General features: G+C 71.9%; 16 protein-coding genes and 1 pseudogene. 8 read left to right on the forward strand and 9 right to left on the reverse strand.

Translation table 11 applies throughout. The features are described from left to right. Positions 1-562: 562 nt before the first annotated feature. Positions 563-1,198, reverse strand: a complete 636-nt coding sequence (locus ACWGR4_RS38715) for a hypothetical protein (protein WP_380003633.1) — start codon at positions 1,196-1,198, stop codon at positions 563-565. A 355-nt stretch (positions 1,199-1,553) separates the two neighbouring features. On the opposite strand from ACWGR4_RS38715, the gene ACWGR4_RS38720 reads away from it, so the two are divergent. From ACWGR4_RS38720 to ACWGR4_RS38730, 3 genes are all read left to right on the forward strand, one after another. Continuing rightward, on the forward strand, positions 1,554-2,156 hold the full coding sequence (locus tag ACWGR4_RS38720; protein WP_380003631.1) for an HDIG domain-containing metalloprotein: 603 nt from the start codon (positions 1,554-1,556) through the stop codon (positions 2,154-2,156). Positions 2,157-2,295: 139 nt separating this feature from the next. Further along, complete coding sequence (locus ACWGR4_RS38725) at positions 2,296-4,431, forward strand: MMPL family transporter (protein ID WP_452130903.1); 2,136 nt, start codon at positions 2,296-2,298, stop codon at positions 4,429-4,431. Positions 4,432-4,469: 38 nt separating this feature from the next. Beyond that, the gene (locus ACWGR4_RS38730; RefSeq protein ID WP_452130904.1) at positions 4,470-4,937 is read left to right on the forward strand and encodes a pyridoxamine 5'-phosphate oxidase family protein; all 468 of its coding nucleotides are present in this window, start codon (positions 4,470-4,472) and stop codon (positions 4,935-4,937) included. A 147-nt stretch (positions 4,938-5,084) separates the two neighbouring features. Here ACWGR4_RS38730 and ACWGR4_RS38735 read toward each other — a convergent pair whose 3' ends face one another. The 5 genes from ACWGR4_RS38735 to ACWGR4_RS38755 form a co-directional block, all read right to left on the reverse strand. After that, on the reverse strand, positions 5,085-7,208 hold the full coding sequence (locus ACWGR4_RS38735) for a fibronectin type III domain-containing protein (protein ID WP_452130905.1): 2,124 nt from the start codon (positions 7,206-7,208) through the stop codon (positions 5,085-5,087). Between the two features lie 118 nt (positions 7,209-7,326). After that, complete coding sequence (locus tag ACWGR4_RS38740) at positions 7,327-9,285, reverse strand: fibronectin type III domain-containing protein (protein ID WP_452130906.1); 1,959 nt, start codon at positions 9,283-9,285, stop codon at positions 7,327-7,329. 222 nt (positions 9,286-9,507) lie between these two features. Further along, complete coding sequence (locus ACWGR4_RS38745; protein ID WP_452130907.1) at positions 9,508-10,329, reverse strand: hypothetical protein; 822 nt, start codon at positions 10,327-10,329, stop codon at positions 9,508-9,510. 47 nt (positions 10,330-10,376) lie between these two features. Beyond that, on the reverse strand, positions 10,377-11,210 hold the full coding sequence (locus ACWGR4_RS38750; protein WP_452130908.1) for an ABC transporter permease: 834 nt from the start codon (positions 11,208-11,210) through the stop codon (positions 10,377-10,379). Then, positions 11,207-12,145, reverse strand: coding sequence for an ABC transporter ATP-binding protein (locus ACWGR4_RS38755; RefSeq protein WP_452130909.1), 939 nt, complete (start codon positions 12,143-12,145; stop codon positions 11,207-11,209). The genes ACWGR4_RS38750 and ACWGR4_RS38755 overlap by 4 nt, the downstream gene beginning before the upstream one ends. Before the next feature lie 178 nt (positions 12,146-12,323). Here ACWGR4_RS38755 and ACWGR4_RS38760 point away from each other — a divergent pair, with 178 nt between their 5' ends. Both ACWGR4_RS38760 and ACWGR4_RS38765 read left to right on the forward strand, forming a co-directional pair. Beyond that, complete coding sequence (locus tag ACWGR4_RS38760) at positions 12,324-13,541, forward strand: sensor histidine kinase (RefSeq protein WP_452130910.1); 1,218 nt, start codon at positions 12,324-12,326, stop codon at positions 13,539-13,541. Then, positions 13,538-14,185, forward strand: coding sequence for a response regulator (locus ACWGR4_RS38765; RefSeq protein WP_452130911.1), 648 nt, complete (start codon positions 13,538-13,540; stop codon positions 14,183-14,185). Before ACWGR4_RS38760 ends, ACWGR4_RS38765 begins: the two co-directional genes overlap by 4 nt. Positions 14,186-14,239: 54 nt before the next feature. Here ACWGR4_RS38765 and ACWGR4_RS38770 read toward each other — a convergent pair whose 3' ends face one another. After that, a complete protein-coding gene (locus ACWGR4_RS38770) occupies positions 14,240-14,701 on the reverse strand; it encodes a VOC family protein (protein ID WP_380003621.1) in 462 nt (153 codons plus the stop codon). 173 nt (positions 14,702-14,874) lie between these two features. Between ACWGR4_RS38770 and ACWGR4_RS38775 the strand changes: the two genes are divergently transcribed. After that, positions 14,875-15,879 carry a helix-turn-helix transcriptional regulator gene (locus tag ACWGR4_RS38775; protein ID WP_452130912.1) on the forward strand — a complete coding sequence of 335 codons (1,005 nt, stop codon included), beginning with the start codon at positions 14,875-14,877 and terminating at the stop codon, positions 15,877-15,879. A gap of 140 nt (positions 15,880-16,019) precedes the next feature. Here ACWGR4_RS38775 and ACWGR4_RS38780 read toward each other — a convergent pair whose 3' ends face one another. After that, a complete protein-coding gene (locus ACWGR4_RS38780) occupies positions 16,020-16,343 on the reverse strand; it encodes a hypothetical protein (protein WP_452130913.1) in 324 nt (107 codons plus the stop codon). A gap of 167 nt (positions 16,344-16,510) precedes the next feature. On the opposite strand from ACWGR4_RS38780, the pseudogene ACWGR4_RS38785 reads away from it, so the two are divergent. Further along, a pseudogene (locus ACWGR4_RS38785) lies at positions 16,511-16,712 on the forward strand (family 1 glycosylhydrolase); the annotation flags it as partial. Here ACWGR4_RS38785 and ACWGR4_RS38790 read toward each other — a convergent pair. After that, positions 16,669-16,989, reverse strand: a complete 321-nt coding sequence (locus ACWGR4_RS38790) for a hypothetical protein (RefSeq protein WP_452130934.1) — start codon at positions 16,987-16,989, stop codon at positions 16,669-16,671. The pseudogene ACWGR4_RS38785 and the gene ACWGR4_RS38790 overlap by 44 nt on opposite strands. 388 nt (positions 16,990-17,377) lie before the next feature. Here ACWGR4_RS38790 and ACWGR4_RS38795 point away from each other — a divergent pair, with 388 nt between their 5' ends. After that, positions 17,378-17,749 carry a hypothetical protein gene (locus tag ACWGR4_RS38795; RefSeq protein WP_452130914.1) on the forward strand — a complete coding sequence of 124 codons (372 nt, stop codon included), beginning with the start codon at positions 17,378-17,380 and terminating at the stop codon, positions 17,747-17,749. The last annotated feature ends 50 nt before the right edge of the window (positions 17,750-17,799 follow it).

A 17,799-nucleotide genomic window follows, 5' to 3' on the forward strand; every position in this document is an offset into this window, starting at 1 on the left:
GGGGTCGGGCCCGCGTCCGGGCAAAGCCCCCATCGGGGAGGAGGCGAAGTGATTCTCCTCCGCTTCGCTCCGTCGGGGGCGGAAGGCGGGGGGGGGCGTTGCCGCTGCGCGACACCGAGAGGGCTCCGGCTCCGCTGCGCTCCACCGGTGACGCAGCGAGGTTGCGGCTCCGCTTCGCTCCACCGCCGCCGAGGCGGGCCGAGGGCAACGATGGGCCAGGTTCGTGGGAACCCCGGGAGTGAGGCCCGGGAGTGGGGCCAGGTTCGTGAGAGCCCCCGGGTGGGACTCGGGGGCGCTGCCGCTGCGCGGCATCTGGATCCGGTTCCACTGCGCTCCACCACTACGAGGCGGCCCGGGGCCCCGGCAGGGCCAGGTTCGCGGCTGCCCCCGGAGTAAGGCACTGGGCGTGCTACCGCTGCGCGGCATCTGGGTCCGGTTCCACCGCGCTCCCCCGCTACCGGCGCGGCCCGGGCCGGGTTCGTGGTTGCCCCGGAGCCGGGCCCGGGGTGTTGCCGTTGCGCTTCATCACCGCCGCCGGGGCGAGGCGGCGCGGGGCCCCTGGTTATGCCGCGTTGGGGGTGGTGAATTTGCGGGATTGGAGGGTTGTGATGACCACGTCGGCTACCGCGCCGGCGTCGTGGCCGTCGATGTCGATCACGATCGCGTGTCGGGGGTCGGCCTCGTGGGCCAGGGTCAGGTGGGCCTCGGCCACGCGTTCGAGGGCGCCTCGGCGGGTGAGCCAGCCGCGGTCGTCGGCGGACAGGACGCGCTGGCCGGAGAGGCGGTCGCGCAGGGTGCGGGCCGAGGCGGTCAGGTGCACCGTGACGGTGGGCTCCTCCAGCACCGCCCGGTACTCCGCGACCTGGGCGCTGAGCCGCGTTCCGTCGGCCCGGTAGATCGCCGCCCCGTCGGCGGCGACGCCGGCCGCCCACGTGTGTACGATCACCGGCCCGCTCGGCCGGTGGCGCTTGACCAGCGCGTCGGCCCGCAGCAGGCCGGCCAGGCCCAGGCCGTGTCCGGGACGGGTGTCCAGGCGGATCGATTCGGCGCGTCCGGCGATCGGGGTGCAGCCCAGTGCCGCGCCGAGCGTGTCCGCGAGCGCGGCGGCACCCGCCCCGGGTGGGCCCTCGATCGCGATGAACGCGTGGTGGTCGGTGCGCCCGGCGGGAGCGGGCCCTGCGAGCGTGGTCGGGGTCATCGCGTGTCCTGGTTCGCTGGGATGGCCGTCGGTCGCGGACGGACTCGCCCGAGCGTGCGCGCGCACGTCGCCGGCCGTCGCCCCTCCACGGTGCCCGATCCCGGGATGCCCCCGCAGGATCGACCGGGCGAACATCAGGCAACCACGAGGATACCCGCCGGGGCGGCCGGCGATCGAACTCACGGACGACACAGGCCCGTTCACCCCCGCACACCACCCGATCCCGGACCTTCCCGACCCCGATCCGGGCCTTTGGCCGAGCCCCCCGCCGAGCCCGGACGCACCCCACGTCGCCGCCACGCGGGACCGTCGCCCGTGCGGACAAACCCGACGCCGCCTGGGCTAGGCTCCCCGGATGGCACAACTTCCGACGGTCGCCGAGATCACCGCGTTGCACCGGGCGTACGCACCCACCCGAGCGATCTTCGAGAAGGTGCACACCCACTGCACCATCGTCTGGCGCATCGCGGAGCAGCTCCTGACCGACCCCGCCGGCGCGGGCGTGGACCACGCCCTGGTGCGGGCCGGGTGCCTGTTGCACGACATCGGCGTCTACCGGCTCTACGACGAGACCGGTCGGCTCGACGGCGCCAACTACGTACGGCACGGCCTGCTCGGCGCGGAGATCCTGCGCAAGGAGGGCCTGCCCGAGGTGCTGCACCGGTTCTGCTCCTGTCACACCGGCGTCGGCGTGACCCGGGCCGACGTGGTGAACCAGCAGTTGCCGATCCCGGTCGACGACTACGTCGCGGAGTCGGTCGAGGAGCGCCTGGTGATGTACGCGGACAAGTTCCACAGCAAGTCGAACCCGCCCCGCTTCCTGCGCCCGGACACGTTCGCCGCCAAGATCCGCCGCTTCGGCGACGACAAGGTGGTCACGTTCGAGGCCCTGACGGCCGAGTTCGGCACCCCCGAACTCGACGTACTCGCCGCCGAGTTCGGTCACCGCGTCAGCTAGGCCCCGGCGCCCACGGGTCGCGCGCATCGAGCCGGCCGCACCCACCGCGTGCCCCGGTCGAGTGTCACATTCGTCGCCCCCGTCGGGTCAGCAGTTCGACCGACGCAGGCGCGGCCCACTCGACCCCTGGTGAGCACCCATGACCACGCAGACATCCGTGACCGAACCGGCCGGCGCCGGCACGCCGCCGCGGCCGCCCTCCCTCTTCCGGCGCTACGCCTCGTTCGTCGCCGGGCGGCGGTCGAAGTGGGTGGTGCTGGTGTTCTGGCTGCTGCTGATCGGCCTCGGCGGCTCACTGGCCGCCAAGCTCGGTTCGGTCCAGAACAATGAACAGCAGACCTGGCTGCCGGCGGACTCCCAGTCCACCCACGCGATCGACGTCGCGAACAAGTACTTCACCGCCAAGGACATCATGACGGCGGTCGTCGTCTACACCCGCGACGAGGGCCTGAGCGGCACCGACCTGGCCCGGGTCGGCGAGGACCGGCGGCAACTCCTGGAACGGCGGATCGCCGCCGCCGACATCGCCCCGGCCGTCGTGTCGGACGACCACCGCGCCGCGTACCTGACGGTGCCGCTGAAGACCGACAAGAGCGACAACTCGGTGCTCGGCGACGCCGTGAAGAGTGTCCGCAAGCTCACCGAGGACCACGCCGTCGCCGGACTCGACGTGCGCATCGCCGGTCAGGCCGGCAACATCGCCGACTTCATCGATGTCTACTCCGGCATGGACGCCGCGCTCCTGGCCACCACGCTGGCGATCGTGGCGCTGTTGCTGCTGATCACGTACCGCAGTCCGGTGTTGTGGCTGATTCCGCTGATCTCGGTGGCACTGGCCGGTCAGGTCGCGTCCGGCGTGGTCTATCTGTTGGCCGAGTACGCCGATCTGACCGTCAACGGGCAGAGTTCGTACGTCCTGGTGGTCCTGGTCCTGGGCGTCGGCACCGACTACGCCCTGCTGCTGATCGCGCGCTATCGCGAGGAGTTGCATCGGCACGAGGATCGGCACGAGGCGATGGCGCTCGCGGTGACGCGCTCGATGCCGGCGATCGCCGCGTCCGCCGCCACGGTCGGCATCGCCACGCTGTGCCTGGTGTTCGGCAGCATGAACTCCACCCGCGGCCTGGGACCGGTGGTGGCGATCGGCGTGCTGATCGTGTTCTGCGCGATGACCTCGCTGCTGCCCGCGTTCCTGGTCATCCTCGGCCGGTGGGTGTTCTGGCCGCTGATCCCGCGCCACACGGGCGACTACGCGGACACGACTGCGGAGCGCGAGCACGGTACGTGGAACCGGATCGCGCGCGGCGTCGGCCGGCGGCCCCGGCCGATCTGGATCGGCAGCGTCGTGGTCCTCGTGGCACTCGCGTGCGGCTCGTTCACCCTGAGCACCGGGCAGACCCAGGGCGAGCAGTTCACCAAGAAGGTCGACTCGGTGATCGGGCAGGAGCGGCTCGCCGAGCACTTCGCGGCCGGCTCCTCGGCGCCCGCCGACGTGTACGTGCGCGATGCCGGCGCCGCCGTGGCGTTGCGCGAGTTGCCGGGCGTGCCGGGCGTCGACTCCGCGACCCGGGTGGCGAGTTCGGGTGGCTGGACGCACATCGCCGCGGTGTTGCGGGACAGTCCCGACACGCACGCCGCCCGGCGGACGATCGAGCGCATCCGGCACACGCTGCGCCACGAAACGGCCGAGACCCGGTCCGCGCTGGTCGCCGGTCAGACCGCCGTCACGCTCGACACCTCCGACGCGCAGGGCGAGGAGGAGAGGCTGTTGATCCCGCTGATCCTGGTGGTCGTCCTGGGGATGCTGATCGTGCTGCTGCGCTCGGTGGTCGCGCCGATCGTGCTGCTGCTGTCGGTGGTGTTGTCGTTCGGGTCCGCGGTGGGCGCGGCGGCGCTGCTGTACCACGCGCTGGGATATCCGCGGATCGACCGGGGGTTGCTGCTGTTCGGCTTCCTGTTCCTGGTGGCGCTCGGCGTGGACTACACGATCTTCCTGATGACCCGCGCCAAGGAGGAGGTCCGCGAACGTGGGCACCGCGAGGGCATCCTGGCCGCACTGGCCGTCACCGGCGGCGTGATCACCTCGGCCGGCCTGGTGCTCGCGGCCACCTTCGCCGCGCTCACCGTGATCCCCACGGTCAACTCGCTGCAACAGGGCGTGCTGGTCGCGGTCGGCGTGCTCCTGGACACCCTCCTGGTGCGCAGTCTGCTCCTGCCGTCGCTCGCGCTGGAGATCGGCCCCCGTTTCTGGCGGCCGGCGCGTCCGCAAGACTAGGTCGACGACGCAAGCACGGAATCGGAGGCAACCGCACCATGAGCACGCCACGACCGCCCGCCCGCAGCGCCGAACAGCGCCGCCTGGACACCCTGCACCGTCTCGAACACGACGTGGACGCGTGGGTGGCCACCGCCGACGCGACAACCGGAACGCCGTATCTGGTACCGCTGTCGTTTCGCTGGGACGGGGAGACGATCCTGATCGCGACCGTCTCCACGAGCCCGACCGCGCGCAACCTGCTGGCGGGCGGTATGGCCCGGCTCGGCATCGGGCCGACCCGCGACGTGATCATCATCGAGGCCGACGCCGAACCCGTGGCGGTCGCCGACATGGCGGCCGAGACGGCGGACGCGTTCGCCGCCGCCTGCGGCTTCGACCCGCGCGTGGCCGGCGCTCCGTACCACTACTTCCACCTGCGTCCACGGCTCCTCCAGGCCTGGCGCGAGGCCAATGAGCTGAAGGGCCGCACCCTCCTGCGGGACGGCGACTGGCTGCACCCGTAGCGGGATTCGGCGGGTCGCCGAACATGGACCGGCCCGCCGCCGGTCTCGCGTGGGTACCGGCGGCGGGGGTCGTATCGGGGATGGCAGCCCGGGGTGTTTCCCGGGGTGCTTCTCTGGGTGCTTCTCTGGGTGCTTCCTGCGCGGGGCCTACCTGCGGAAGTACGTGTCGAAGTTGCGCGAGAACTCGAGGTTGTTGAACCGGTCCCAGTTGATCGACCAGGTCATCAGGCCCCGCAGGTTCGGACGGACACCGTGCGTCTGGTAACTCCCGCAATTGGTGCCCTTGGTCAGGCAGTCCAGCGCCTTGTTGACCTCCGTGGTGGACACCCAGCCGTTGCCCGCCTGGGTCGAGGCCGGCATGCCGATCGCGACCTGCTCCGGGCGCAGCGCGGGGAACATGTTCTCGGTCTTGCCCGCGACCGGGAAGCCGGTGAGCAGCATGTCCGTCATCGCGATGTGGAAGTCGGCGCCGCCCATGCTGTGGTACTGGTTGTCCAGGCCCATGATCGAGCCGGAGTTGTAGTCCTGCACGTGCAGCAGGGTCAGGTCGTCACGCAGGGCGTAGATCACCGGCAAGTAGGCGCCGCAGCGCGGGTCCTGGCCGCCCCACTGCCCGGCTCCGTAGTACTGGTAGCCCAGTTGCACGAAGAACGTCTCCGGCGCCATGGTGAGCACGAACCGGCTGCCGTACTTGGCCTTGAGCGTCTTGACCGCCGAGATCAGGTTGACGATCACCGGGGTGGTCGGGTTCTTGAAGTCGGTGTCGCCGGTGTTCAGGGACAACGAGTGGCCCTCGAAGTCGATGTCCAGGCCGTCGAGTCCGTATTCGTCGATGATTGCGCCGACGGACTGGACGAACTTGTCGCGCGCGGCCGTCGTGGACAGTTGCACCTGGCCGTTCTGGCCGCCGATCGAGATCAGCACCTTCTTGCCGGCCGCCTGCTTGGCCCGGATGGCGGCCTTGAAGTCGGCGTCGCTCTCCACGCCGGGGCACTCGGTCACCGGGCAGCGATTGAACCGGATGTCGCCGGAGGTGACCGACGTCGGCTCGCCGAAGGCCAGGTTGATCACGTCCCAACTCGCGGGAACGTCGGCCATCTTGGTGTAGCCCGAGCCGTTGGCGAAGCTCGCGTGCAGGTAGCCGATCAGGGCGTGCGGGGGCAGTTGGCCGCCACCGCCGTCGGTCGCGGTGGTGACGGTGAGCACCGCCGACTTGGCCGATTCGCCGGCCGCGTTGGTCGCGCTCACCTGGAAGCCGTACGCGGTGGCGGCGGTCAGTCCGGTCACGGTGGCGGTGGTACCGGTCACGGACTGCGCCAACACCCCGTCGCGGTAGACGTTGTAGCCGCTCGCGCCGGACACCGCGGTCCACGACAGCGGCACGGTGGTCGTGGTCGGCGTGCCGGCCGCGAGACCGGTCGGGGTGGCGGGAATCTGGGTGCCTCCTCCGGTGGTGGTCACGCTGACGGGGGCCGACTTGACCGACTCCCCCGCCGAGTTGGCCGCGCTGACCTGGAAGCTGTACGCCGTGGCCTGGGTCAGACCGGTCACCGTGGTGTTCGTGCCGGTGACGGTCTGCGCCAACACCCCGTCGCGGTAGACCTTGTAGCTCGTCGCGCCGGGAACCGCGGTCCAGGACAGCGGCACGCTGGTCGCGGTCGGCGCGCCGGCGGCCAATCCGGTGGGGGTGGCCGGGATTTGGGTGGTGCCGCCGGGGCCGACCAGGGAGAGGTCGTCGGCGTAGTAGGCGCCGGTGCCGTACCAACCGTGCGTGTACAGGGTGACCGAGGTGGTGCTCGGCCCGGTGCGGAAGTTCGTGGTGAGGCGGGTCCAGTCCGGTGCGGAGCCGGTCCACGTGGACGGGTCGGTGGTGCCGGTGCCGGTCGCGCCGAGGTAGACGTAACTGCCGCGCAGCCAGCCGGAGATGACGTAGTCCGAGGAGGGTTGCACGGTGACGGTCTGCGAACAGCGCGCGTTGTCGCTGCCGGCGGGGGTGGCCTTGAGGGCTCCGGTGCCGGCGTGTACCGGGGTGGTGACCGCGACGCCGCTGCCGGCGCTGCAGGTCCAGCCGCTCAGGGCCGACTCGAAGCCGCCGTTCTGAACCAGTTCGGCGGCACCGGCGGCGGTGGTGTCCGCGGCGTCGGCCGCACCGCCGCCGGCGACGGTGAGCATGGCGGCAGTCAGGAACGCGGTGCTCGTCGCGGCGACGAGGGGGCGCAGCCGCTTGGCGCGTGGTCGCGTGGGGGGACGAACGCTGGTGGATCCGGACATGGGATTCCTCGCGTGGTCGGGACGGGACGGTGCGGGGAGCCCGGGCCGGTCGCGTGGTCCGGCCCGGGCGGGGCCTGTCCGGTGGATCCCGCCGGGATCCGGACAGGCCCCGGTGGCACTACGGCAGCGTGTCGAGGTGCGGGCCGACGGTGTTGGAGAACTGGTTGCCGTTCAGGGCGTCCCAGTTGGTCGACCACGTCATCGCGCCGCGCAGACCCGGGTAGGTCTTGCTCGGCTTGAACGTGCCGCAACCCGTGCCCTTGGCCAGGCAGTCCAGGGCGTTGTTGACGACGGTCGGCGAGACATAGCCCGAACCGGCGCCGCGCGGTGAGGCGGGCAGACCGAGGCCGACCTGCGAGGGCGCCAGGCCGCCTTCGAGTTGGATGCAGGCGAGGCCGGTCATGAAGTCCACCGTGCCCTGGCTGTAGACCTTGCCGTCGCAGCCGAGCATCGCACCGCTGTTGTAGTACTGGGTGTTGACGACGGTGAGGATGTCCTTGATCGCCAGCGCGGTCTTGAAGTACTCGGTTCCGGTCGACTGCATGTCGAGGGTCTGCGGCGCCATGGTGATCACCAGGCTCGGGCCGACCTTGCCGGAGAGCGAGCGCAACGCCTGTGACATGTAGGTGGAGTTGATGCCGTTCTCGAGGTCGATGTCGACGCCGTCGAACCCGTAGTTCTGGAACAGGGTGTACAGCGTGTTGGAGAAGTTGCTCGCAGCGGACGCGCTGTTGATCGAGACGCTGCCCTTCTCCCCGCCGACCGAGATGATCACCTTCTTGCCGGCCGCCTTCTTGGCCGCGATGTCGGCCTTGAACTGCGCCTCGGAGTAGTTCAGCGCCGGGTCGAGGGTGAACGAGACGCCACCCGGTTGGCCGGTCGCGTCGGCGAACGAGACCGCGATGATGTCGTATTCGGCGGGCACCTGGGCGATGGTCTGGATCGTGGCGCCGTTGTTGAAGTTCTGCCAGTAGCCGGTGAGTACGTGCTTGGGCAGCGTGCCGCCGCCCCCGCCGTTGGTGGTGGTCGCGGTCACCGCGCCGGACTTGGCCGATTCGCCGGCCGCGTTGGTGGCGCTGACCTGGAAGCTGTACGCGGTGGCCGGCGTCAGGCCGCCGGCGGTGGCGGAAGTCCCGGTCACGGACTGCACCTTGGCGCCGTTCTGGTACAGGTTGTAGCCGGTCGCGCCGGGGACCGCGTTCCACGAGAGGGGGACGCTCGTGGACGTCGGGGCGCCGGCCGCGAGACCGGTCGGGGTGGCGGGGATCTGGGTACCGCCGCCGGTGGTGCTTGCGCTCACGGTCGCCGACCTGGGGGACTCGCCGGCGGAGTTGGTCGCGGTGACCTGGAAGCTGTACGCGGTGGACGGCGTCAGGCCGGTGACGGTGGCGGAAGTGCCGGTCACGGACTGCACCTTGGTGCCGTCGCGGTACACGTTGTAGCCGGTCGCGCCGGGCACCGCGTTCCACGAGAGGGGGACGCTCGTGTCGGTGGGGGCGCCGGTGGCCAGACCGGTGGGGGCGGCCGGGATCTGGGTGCCGCCGCCGGGTCCGGACAGGGTGATGTCGTCGGCGTAGTAGGCGGGTTGGCCGTACCAGCCGTGGGTGTAGACCGTGACGGACGTGGTGGACGGACCGGTCCGGAACGTGGTGGTGAGCTGCTGGTAGGTGCCGGCGCCCGGCGTCCACGTGGACGGGTCGGTGGTGCCGGTGCCGGTCGCGCCCAGGTAGACGTAGCTGCCCTGGACCCAGGCGCTCAGCGTATAGGCGGAGTTGGGGAGGACCGTGACGGTCTGGCTGCAGCGGGCGTTGTCCGCGCCCGCCGGGGTGGCCTTGAGGGCCCCGGTGCCGGCATGCACCGGGGTGCTCGCCGCCGCGCCGGAGCCGGCCGAACAGGTCCAGCCGGAAAGTCCGTCCTCGAAGCCGGGGTTGCTCACCAGGTTGTCGGCGGCCCGGGCACTGCCGGCGCCCACGAGGGTGAGACCGGCGCCGGCCAGGGTGATCGCCGCGAGGGCGGCGAGGGTGGGATGCCCGCGGCGAGGGGACTTCGCTCGCGGAACGTGCGAAACGCGTGCCACTACTGCCTCCGTGCGTGGAGAAGCGATGTGGGTGGTAGCGATGGGACTTGCATGCGCGACAGCCCGCCCTGCGCGCTTATTGGTCTAGGCCAAAGTGGTCCAGACCAATAGAGCGTGTCAAGGTTTTCCCGGTGATCCGACGCCGTTTACCTGGGCGTCGCCGTTCGATTACGCTCCGCAGTGGGCGGATTGCCCTCGTTGCGGCCCACGGCCCGCGCCCGCTCAGAGGTCGCGACGGCGCAGGACGAGCGCGGCGGCGACCAGGAGGGCGAGCGGCCAACCGGCCAGGACGAGCCAGGAGTGGGTCGCCGACGGGGGGTACGGGCCGAGTTCGTCGTCGGCGGTGCCCAGACTCGCCAGTGCGGACCAGGCGTTGCGCGGCATGAGATTGGCCGCTTCGGCGAGGAATCGGCCGCCCTCGGGGATCAGTTCGGGCACCACACCGAGCGTGACGAAGACCGCGAACACCGCGCCCGCCTGGTGCCGGACCAGCACGCCGGCGGCCAGGCCGAGCAGCGCGGCCACCGGGAGCAGCACGCAGGCCGCCAGGAATCCGCGCGCCACGCCGGGGTCGCCGGGCGCGAGGCCGAGGCCCTTGCCGGACAACACCACCTGGGACGTCCCGTACGAGGCGATCGCCGTCGGCACACCGACCGCGGTCGCCACGACGGCCGACACCGCAGCCTTGGCGAGGAGTACGCGGCGCCGGTCCGGAACGGCGATGAAGGTGGTACGGATCAGGCTGCTCGCGTACTCGCCGGTGATGGACAGTGCGCCGATCACCGCGGCGCCGATCATCAGGAAGCCCCAGACGCCGTGGTTGAAGGAGGCGGCGAGTCGATCGAAGTCGGTGCGATCGCGCGTGCCGATGAGGTTCACGCCGGAGCACAGGAACCAGGACAGGGCGACGGTGCAGGGCGGGGCGAGGAGGAGGGGGAGCAGGAGCAGCCGCTGGGAGGAGAGTTTCAGCCACTCGGCGGCGAGGAGGTCGGGGTAGCGGGCGGGGCGGGAGTGGATCGCGGTGGTGAGCGTGGGCGTGGGCATCCTGGGTCCTTGTCGCGGTGGGGGCCGGCGGCGGGGCACGGCGCGGGTCAGACGTCGCGGCGGCGCAGCAGCGGCAGCAGTACCGCGAGCGCGGCGAACGCCCAGGCGGCGAGCGTGATCCAGGCCGTCGGCACGGACGGCAGCCGTTCGACGGTGTGGCCCGGGTCCATCACGGTCAGCCGCCCCCACGCGTAGCCCGGCAGCGCGTTGGTCACGTGCGCGCTCCATTCCGCGTCCAGCGGCGGGATGCGTCCCTTTCCGGCCACCGGTCCGGCCAGGAAGAAAACGAGCACCGCGAATACCGTTCCGGCGGTGTTGCGGATGATCGCCGCCAGGGCCATCCCGATCAGCCCGCAGACCGGAAGCAGCAGGGCGGTGCCGGCGATGGCGCGGCCCACGCCGGGGGTGCCGTACGAAAAGCCCGGGATCCGGTCGCCGTAGGTGGCGAGCGTGACACCCCAGACGCCGACGCCGATCACCAGGCCGACGCCGGCGAGGGTGCCGGTGAGCGCCGCCGCCTTGGCCGCCAGGACCCGGGTGCGCGCCGGTACCGCGATGAACGTGGTCCGGATCAGGCCGCTCGCCTGTTCCCCTGCCACGGTCATCGCGCCGAGCGTGCCGGCGGTGGCCATCAGCAGCAGGAACTTCGGGAAGGGGAAGGCGTCGTGCGCCGGATCCGGGTGCCGCTTGAGTTCGGCGGCCAGGGTCGGCCAGTGCGCGTACGTGGTCGCGGCGCCGTCGTGGGCGAAGTAGAGGTAGAGCGGGACGAGCAGGCCGAGCACGATCGGGGTCGAGCGCAGCGAGGTCAGTTTGATCCACTCGGCGGCGATCAGGTCGCGCCATCGGGGGCGGGTGTCCGGGGTGGTCCACGTGATGCTCACCGGCCCGCCCTGCCCTCGGCGCGGGCTGCCGTCGCCGCCGCGCGATACCGCACGCTGTCTGCCGTGAGCTGCATGAAGGCGTCCTCCAGGGTGCCGCCGTGTGCGGTGACTTCGTGGACCATCACCCGGTGGGTGAAGGCCAGTTCGTTCACCTCGGCGGCCGTCGGGCCGGTCACCGCGAGCGTGTCGGGTCCGTGCGCCCGGACCGTGGCGCCGGCCGCGGCCAGCACGGCGGCCAGCGCGGTCGGGTCGGGCGTTCGCACGGTGACGCCGCCGGTGGTCGCGCGGGCCGCGAAGGCGGCGAGCGATTCGTCCGCGATCAACCGCCCGGCGCCGATCACGACCAGGTGGTCGGCGGTGTGTTCCATCTCGCCCATCAGGTGGCTGGAGACCAGCACGGTACGGCCCTCCGCCGCCAGTTCGCGGAACAACCCGCGCGCCCACCGGATGCCCTCCGGATCGAGGCCGTTGACCGGTTCGTCGAAGAGCAGCACGGGCGGGTCGCCGAGCAGGGCGGTGGCGATGCCGAGGCGCTGCCGCATACCGAGCGAGAAGCCGCCGATCCGGCGCCGGCCCGCGTCGCCCAGGCCGACGGTGGCCAAGACCTCGCGCACCCGGCCGCGCGGGAGTCCGTTGCTGCGGGCCAGCGCGCCCAGGTGGGCGTTCGCGGTGCGGCCGTTGTGTACGTCGTTGGCGTCGAGGAGCGCGCCGACGTGGCGCAGTCCGGTGCCGAAGTCGCGGAACGAGCGCCCGTCGATGGTCGCCCGGCCGCTGGTGGGCGTGTTCAGACCGAGCAGCATGCGCAGGGTGCTGGTCTTGCCCGCGCCGTTCGGCCCGAGGAATCCGGTCACCCGGCCCGGGCGCACGGTGAAGGTCAGGCCGTCGACGGCCAGGACGCGGCCGTAGCGTTTGGTGAGGTGTTCGATCTCGATCATGCCGTCGAGGTTGCCGGGGGGCGGGGGTGGGTCGCATCGGCCCGTGGCCCGGCCTCGGGGGCGGGCGGCGCGGTCTGCGGGGGCGGGCGGCTCCTTCCCCGGGTGGGCTCGGCTCCGTCCGTGGGATGCAGTCCACGGGCTGATTCGGGGTGGGGCGGATGCCGGCTAGGGTCGGCACGTGCCACGACTCTCGAAGCCCTCCGCCCCGCCGACCCGGTTGTCGCCGGGCGCGTTGACGACGCTCGGCTGGTGCGCGGTCCCCGCGTTCGCGCTGCTGCTGTACGGGACGCTGCCGCAGCCGATCCATCCGGTGTTCCTGGCTCGGGATCGTTTCCTGTCGCCGTCGCCGGGTGTGGTGGTGGCGGTGGCCGTGGTGACGGCGCTGCCGATCGGGTGGGCGGTGCGGCGGCCATTGCCGGTGCTCGGGCTGCTGGTGGCCGAGGCGGTCGCGGCTCGGGTGTTCGGGACGCGGTGCTGGCCGCTGTTCCTGGCGGCGGATGTAGTGGTCTTCCATCTCGCGGTGACCTGTACGCGCCGGGCCTCGGTGGTGGGTCTGGTGGGCGTGCTCACCGGCTGGGCCGTGGTCGCCACGGCCTTCGTACCGGCGGGCCGGATCTTCGCCGTGCTCACCGGGCCGTCCTCGGGGCTGGCGGTGATCGCCGTCGCGGCGTGGATCCTGGGCAGTTGGATCCGCCTCCGGCAGGACCACGCCGAAGAGTTGCGGGCGCAGGTCGCGGTACAGGCGGTGCAGGCCGAACGGCTGCGGATCGCCCGGGAGTTGCACGACCTGGTCGCGCACAACATCGGCGCCATCGCGATCCAGGCGGGCGCGGCGCGGCGGGTGATCGAGACCCAGCCGACGGGGGCGCGCGACGCGCTCGGGGTGATCGAGGCGACCAGCCGGGAGACGCTGACGGGGCTGCGGCACCTGCTCGGCGCGCTGCGCGAGGCGGACGACGGCGCGGCGGACGACGGCGCGGTGGGCTCGGCGCCGGGCGCGCCGGCGGCGGGCCTCGCGGACCTCGATCGACTGGTGGCGGGCATGGCGGAGGCGGGGGTCCGGGTGGAGATCCGCCGGCTGGGGCAACCTCGGCCGCTGGCGGCGGAGATCGAGTTGTCGGCGTTCCGGATCATCCAGGAATCGGTCACCAACGTGGTGCGGCACGCGGGGGCCGACCGCTGCCGGGTGTCGGTGGACTACGGGGTGGCGGAGTTGGCGCTGGAGATCGTGGACGACGGGGGCGGCGGCAGAGCCGGCGGTCGGGCGGCGGGGCTTGCCGGCAGCGGCTACGGGATCGCCGGGATGCGTGAGCGGGTCGCCCTGCTGCACGGGTGGTTCAGCTCCGGGCCGCGGCCCGAGGGCGGCTTCCGGGTGGCCGCGGGGTTGCCGATATGACGATCCGGGTCGTCTTGGTCGACGACCAGCCGGTGGTGCGTGCCGGGCTGCGGATGTTGATCGCCGACATCGCGGACATCGACGTGGTGGGCGAGGCGGGCACCGGCGCCGACGCGGTCCGGCTGGTCGACGAACTCGGTCCGGACGTGGTGGTGATGGACATCCGGATGCCGGTGATGGACGGGATCGAGGCCACCCGGATCATCACCGCGAAGTCCCCGGCCTCGCGGGTGATCGTGCTCACCACGTTCGACGAGGACGAGAACGTGTACGGGGCGCTGCGCGCGGGCGCCGCCGGGTTCCTGGTGAAGGACATGGTGCTGGAGGACATCATCGCCGCGATCCGGGTGGTCTCCGCCGGCGACGCGCTGATCGCCCCGGCGGTCACCCGCCGCCTGATCCGCGACTTCGCCGACCGACCCCCCACACCCACCCGCCCCCGACGCCCGATCGAGGGCATCACCGACCGCGAACGCGAGGTCCTGATCCTGATCGCCCGCGGCCTCTCCAATGCCGAAATAGCCGCCGAGCTGTACATCACGATGGCCACCACAAAAAGCCACGTGGCCCGCCTCCTCTCCAAACTGACCGCCCGAGACCGCATCCACCTGGTCATCACCGCCTACGAGGCAAACCTGGTCTGAGGTGCGGCCGGGGGCGTGGGGGCGGCCGGTGTCGGAGCGGTCCCGGGTCAGGGGTCAGTCGAGGCAGAATTCGTTGCCTTCCGGGTCGGTCATGACGATGTGGCCGGCTTCGAGGGGTGGGGTGGGGTCCTGGCGGTGGACGCGTTTGGCGCCGAGGGCTTCGAGGCGGGTGCATTCGGCTTCGAGGGCTGCCATACGTTCTTCGCCCCGGAGGCCGGGGGCCGCGCGGACGTCGAGGTGGACACGGTTCTTGGCGGTCTTGCCTTCCGGTACCTGCTGAAAGAACACGCGTGGGCCCCGGCCGTCCGGGTCCTCGATGGCCGATCGCGAGTTGCGCTGCTCCTCCGGGACGCCGATCCGGGCGAGGAAGTCGTCCCAGGCGGCGAGGGGGTCGGCGCCCTCGGGCAGGTCGACCCCGGGCGGGGCGGGGTGCACGTAGCCGAGGGCGTCGCGCCAGAAGGTGGACAGGGCCTTGGGGTCGTGGGCGTCGAAGGTGACCTGGATGTGGCGGCTCATGGGGTGATCCGTTCGTGGGGATTCGGGGTGTGACTTCGTGGGGGTTCGGGGGTGTTTCTTCGTGGGGATTCGGGGGTGTTTCTTCATTGGGCTCTTGCTGCTCCTCCCACCTCGGCGATCCTGGCACGCATTGCGGACAGGATCGGTCCGCTGTCTCTGGCACCGTGGACGGCATGGTTGTGGCGAGCGGTGGCGAGTTGGGGACCACGGAGCGGGTGCTCACGTTGCTCGGGTTGTTGCAGCAGCGGCGGGTGTGGACCGGGGCGGAGTTGGCCGATCGGCTTCGGGTCACCGCGCGGACCGTGCGGCGCGATGTGGAGCGGCTGCGAGTGCTGGGGTATCCGGTGCACGGCGGGCAGGGGGTCGGCGGGGGCTACCGGCTCGGCGCGGGGCAGGAGGTGCCGCCGCTGCTGCTGGACGACGAGGAGGCGATCGCGACCGCGGTGTCGTTGCTCGCGGGTGCGGGCGGCGCGGTCGCCGGTGCCGGGGAGGCGGCGCTCCGAGCGTTGACCAAACTCGATCGGGTGTTGCCCGCGCGGTTGCGGCACGAGGTGCGGGCGCTGTCGGGTTCGGTGGAGTTCTTCGGCCGGGGGCGTACGCCCGTCGACCCCGAGGTGGTGATGACGCTGGCGGGGGCGTGCCGGGACGAGGTCGAGGCGGGCTTCGACTACCCGTCCGGGGGCGAGGTACGGCGGCGGCGGGTCGAGCCGTATCGGCTGGTCGCCTCCGACCGACGGTGGTATCTCCTCGCGTACGACCTCGACCGGGACGGCTGGCGCAGTTTCCGGGTCGACCGGATGACCGGGGTGTCGGCGCGGACCTGGCGCTTCCGGCCGCGCGCCGCGCCGGACGCGGCGGCTTATGTACAGGAGGGTGTGGCGAGTCGGGTGTACGCGCACCAGGCCCGCTTCCTGGTCCACGCGCCGGCCGACACGGTACGCGCGCAGATCCCCCCGTCGGCGGCCGTCGTACACCCGCGCGGGGACGACCGCTGCGAGGTCGTCAGCGGTGGGGGCAGCCTCGACTACGTCCTGATGCACGTGGCGCTGCTCGGCCACGACTTCGAGGCGATCGCCCCGCCGGAACTGGGCGCCCGCTGCCGCGAGTTGGCCGGCCGGCTGGCCGCGGCCGGGGCGGCGCTGCCGGGTGGGCCCGGCGGCGACCCGACTCCGGGGTAGGCGTGGGTCGTTCCCCGTCGAGGTGAGTGCCCCCGTGAAGTCGCGGGCGGCGGGCGGTCAGGGCGTGTGGCCAGGGGCCGGTCGGGTTGCTCGCTCTGTCGTTGGTCGGGGCGCCGCGACCGGTCGGTCACCGGCCCCGGTCAACCATCCGTGGTGCGGGGCCCGTTGACGGTGGGCGGGCGGGGTCGGCCCGATGGGCGGCGGCGGTGTACGACGATCAGGATGTCGGTCCAGGCGATGCCGGCTCCGATGATGGAGCCGATCGCGGCCAGGATCCACAGGGCGCGGGCGCTTGCCGCGTTGGTGTCGGCGGCCACCGCGAACAGGGTGGCGGCCAGGATCAGGACCGGTAGCGCGATGCCGGCCGGGGTCAGGCGGCGGGCGAGTGGGCTGAGATGGACGGGTAGGTGATGGTGACCGCCGGCGCTGCGGCTCGGAGGTGGCTGGGCTGCTCGTGCGGTCATGGTCGACATCTACCCGACGATGCCCCCGCCACGCCAGACCGGAACGACGACTCGGCGGTTTCGTGCTTCCATGTCCGGCTTCAGGAGCCACTGGAGCCGAAGGCCGTCGACGGCGGCGAGCAGGATTCGGGCCACCCCGGCGGCGTCGGGTACGGAGCCCGCGCCGGGCGACGAACGACGACACCCGGCGGATCGCCCATACCTCGCGCGCCCTGGCCCAATTGGCGGCGGCGCCGGTCGACGGCATCGACGTACGCGGCTACCTGCACTGGTCGTTGCTGGACAACTTACGAATGGGGCTCCTACGGACCGACGTTCGGCCCGGTCACCGTCGACCGGCACACCTTCGCCCGGCCCCCTGAGTGGTGAGTTCGTCGCGAGCGTTGACGGTCCTGCGGAACTCGGCGTACCCGGACGGGGAATCGGCCTCGCCCCGGCACCGGCCCTGGGCGCGGATGTCCATGTCCGCGATGACGGTCCGGTCGGCCTTCTCGGACGGCGCCTCGTCGGTCGTGCGCAGGGTCGGCCGCACCGAACGCGCCTCCTGGGCGCGGGCGGTGAGGGGAACGCGGGTGTCGGAACTCGTCGAGCGCCACGCCGACACGGCCCGGGTCGTGGCGTGCCGGGGATCCCAGCGGTCCTTCACCTACTCGATGGTTCCGCAAGGTCGGAGCCCGGCCCCCGGAGACGGCGCTGGAGATGCCCGCGCCGCGGTGACGTAGGGCGCCCAGCGGATGAAGATGGCGTCCGCGCGTCCCGGCGTCCGGCCGTCTGCCGGTGAGGGAGTTCCCTTCGTTCTCGGGCAATAAAGAGGAGTGTCACTTATTGCATTGAAATATTCACTCCGAGTGTCCATCCTGATGGTTGTTCCCGGCTTTGAGGCACCGCGGCGGCGGAGGAACCCGGCACGGCGAGGAGTCGCGCCGGGGATGCCCGACGCCGGCCTCCCCCGGCCCCGACCGGGGCGGAACCGGGAGCACCCCGCGGCGACGGGCACACCGAGGCCCGCCGCACCCAACAAAAAAGGACAAACCATGCGCAGCAGCACGCTCATCGTAATCGCCGCGAGCACGGCACTGGCCACCGTGTTGATCACCTCGCCGACCGCCTCGGCCGAGCCGGATCCGCCCGGCTGCGCCAAGGGGTCGTTGTGCGCCTACGGCGGCGAGGATCAGACCGGCCCGCTCGTACTGTCCACCGCGGTCGACTGGGCCGGGGACGTGCTCTTCAGATCGGCGTTCAACAACGGCACCACCCACGCGGGAGCCGATCACGTCGAGCTGACGTACGCGGTCGAGGGCGGTACCGAGACCGATTGCCTCGACCACAACCCCTTCGGCCACTACAAGGGCAATGCCGGCGAAGGCGTCCACCTCGTCAAGATCGTGTGGCGCGGCTCCTGTTGACCCCCTCCCGCGGACACTCGCTCCTCGACCGCGCGCCCCAACCAAGGCCA

The organism is Embleya sp. NPDC055664, from assembly GCF_053618075.1.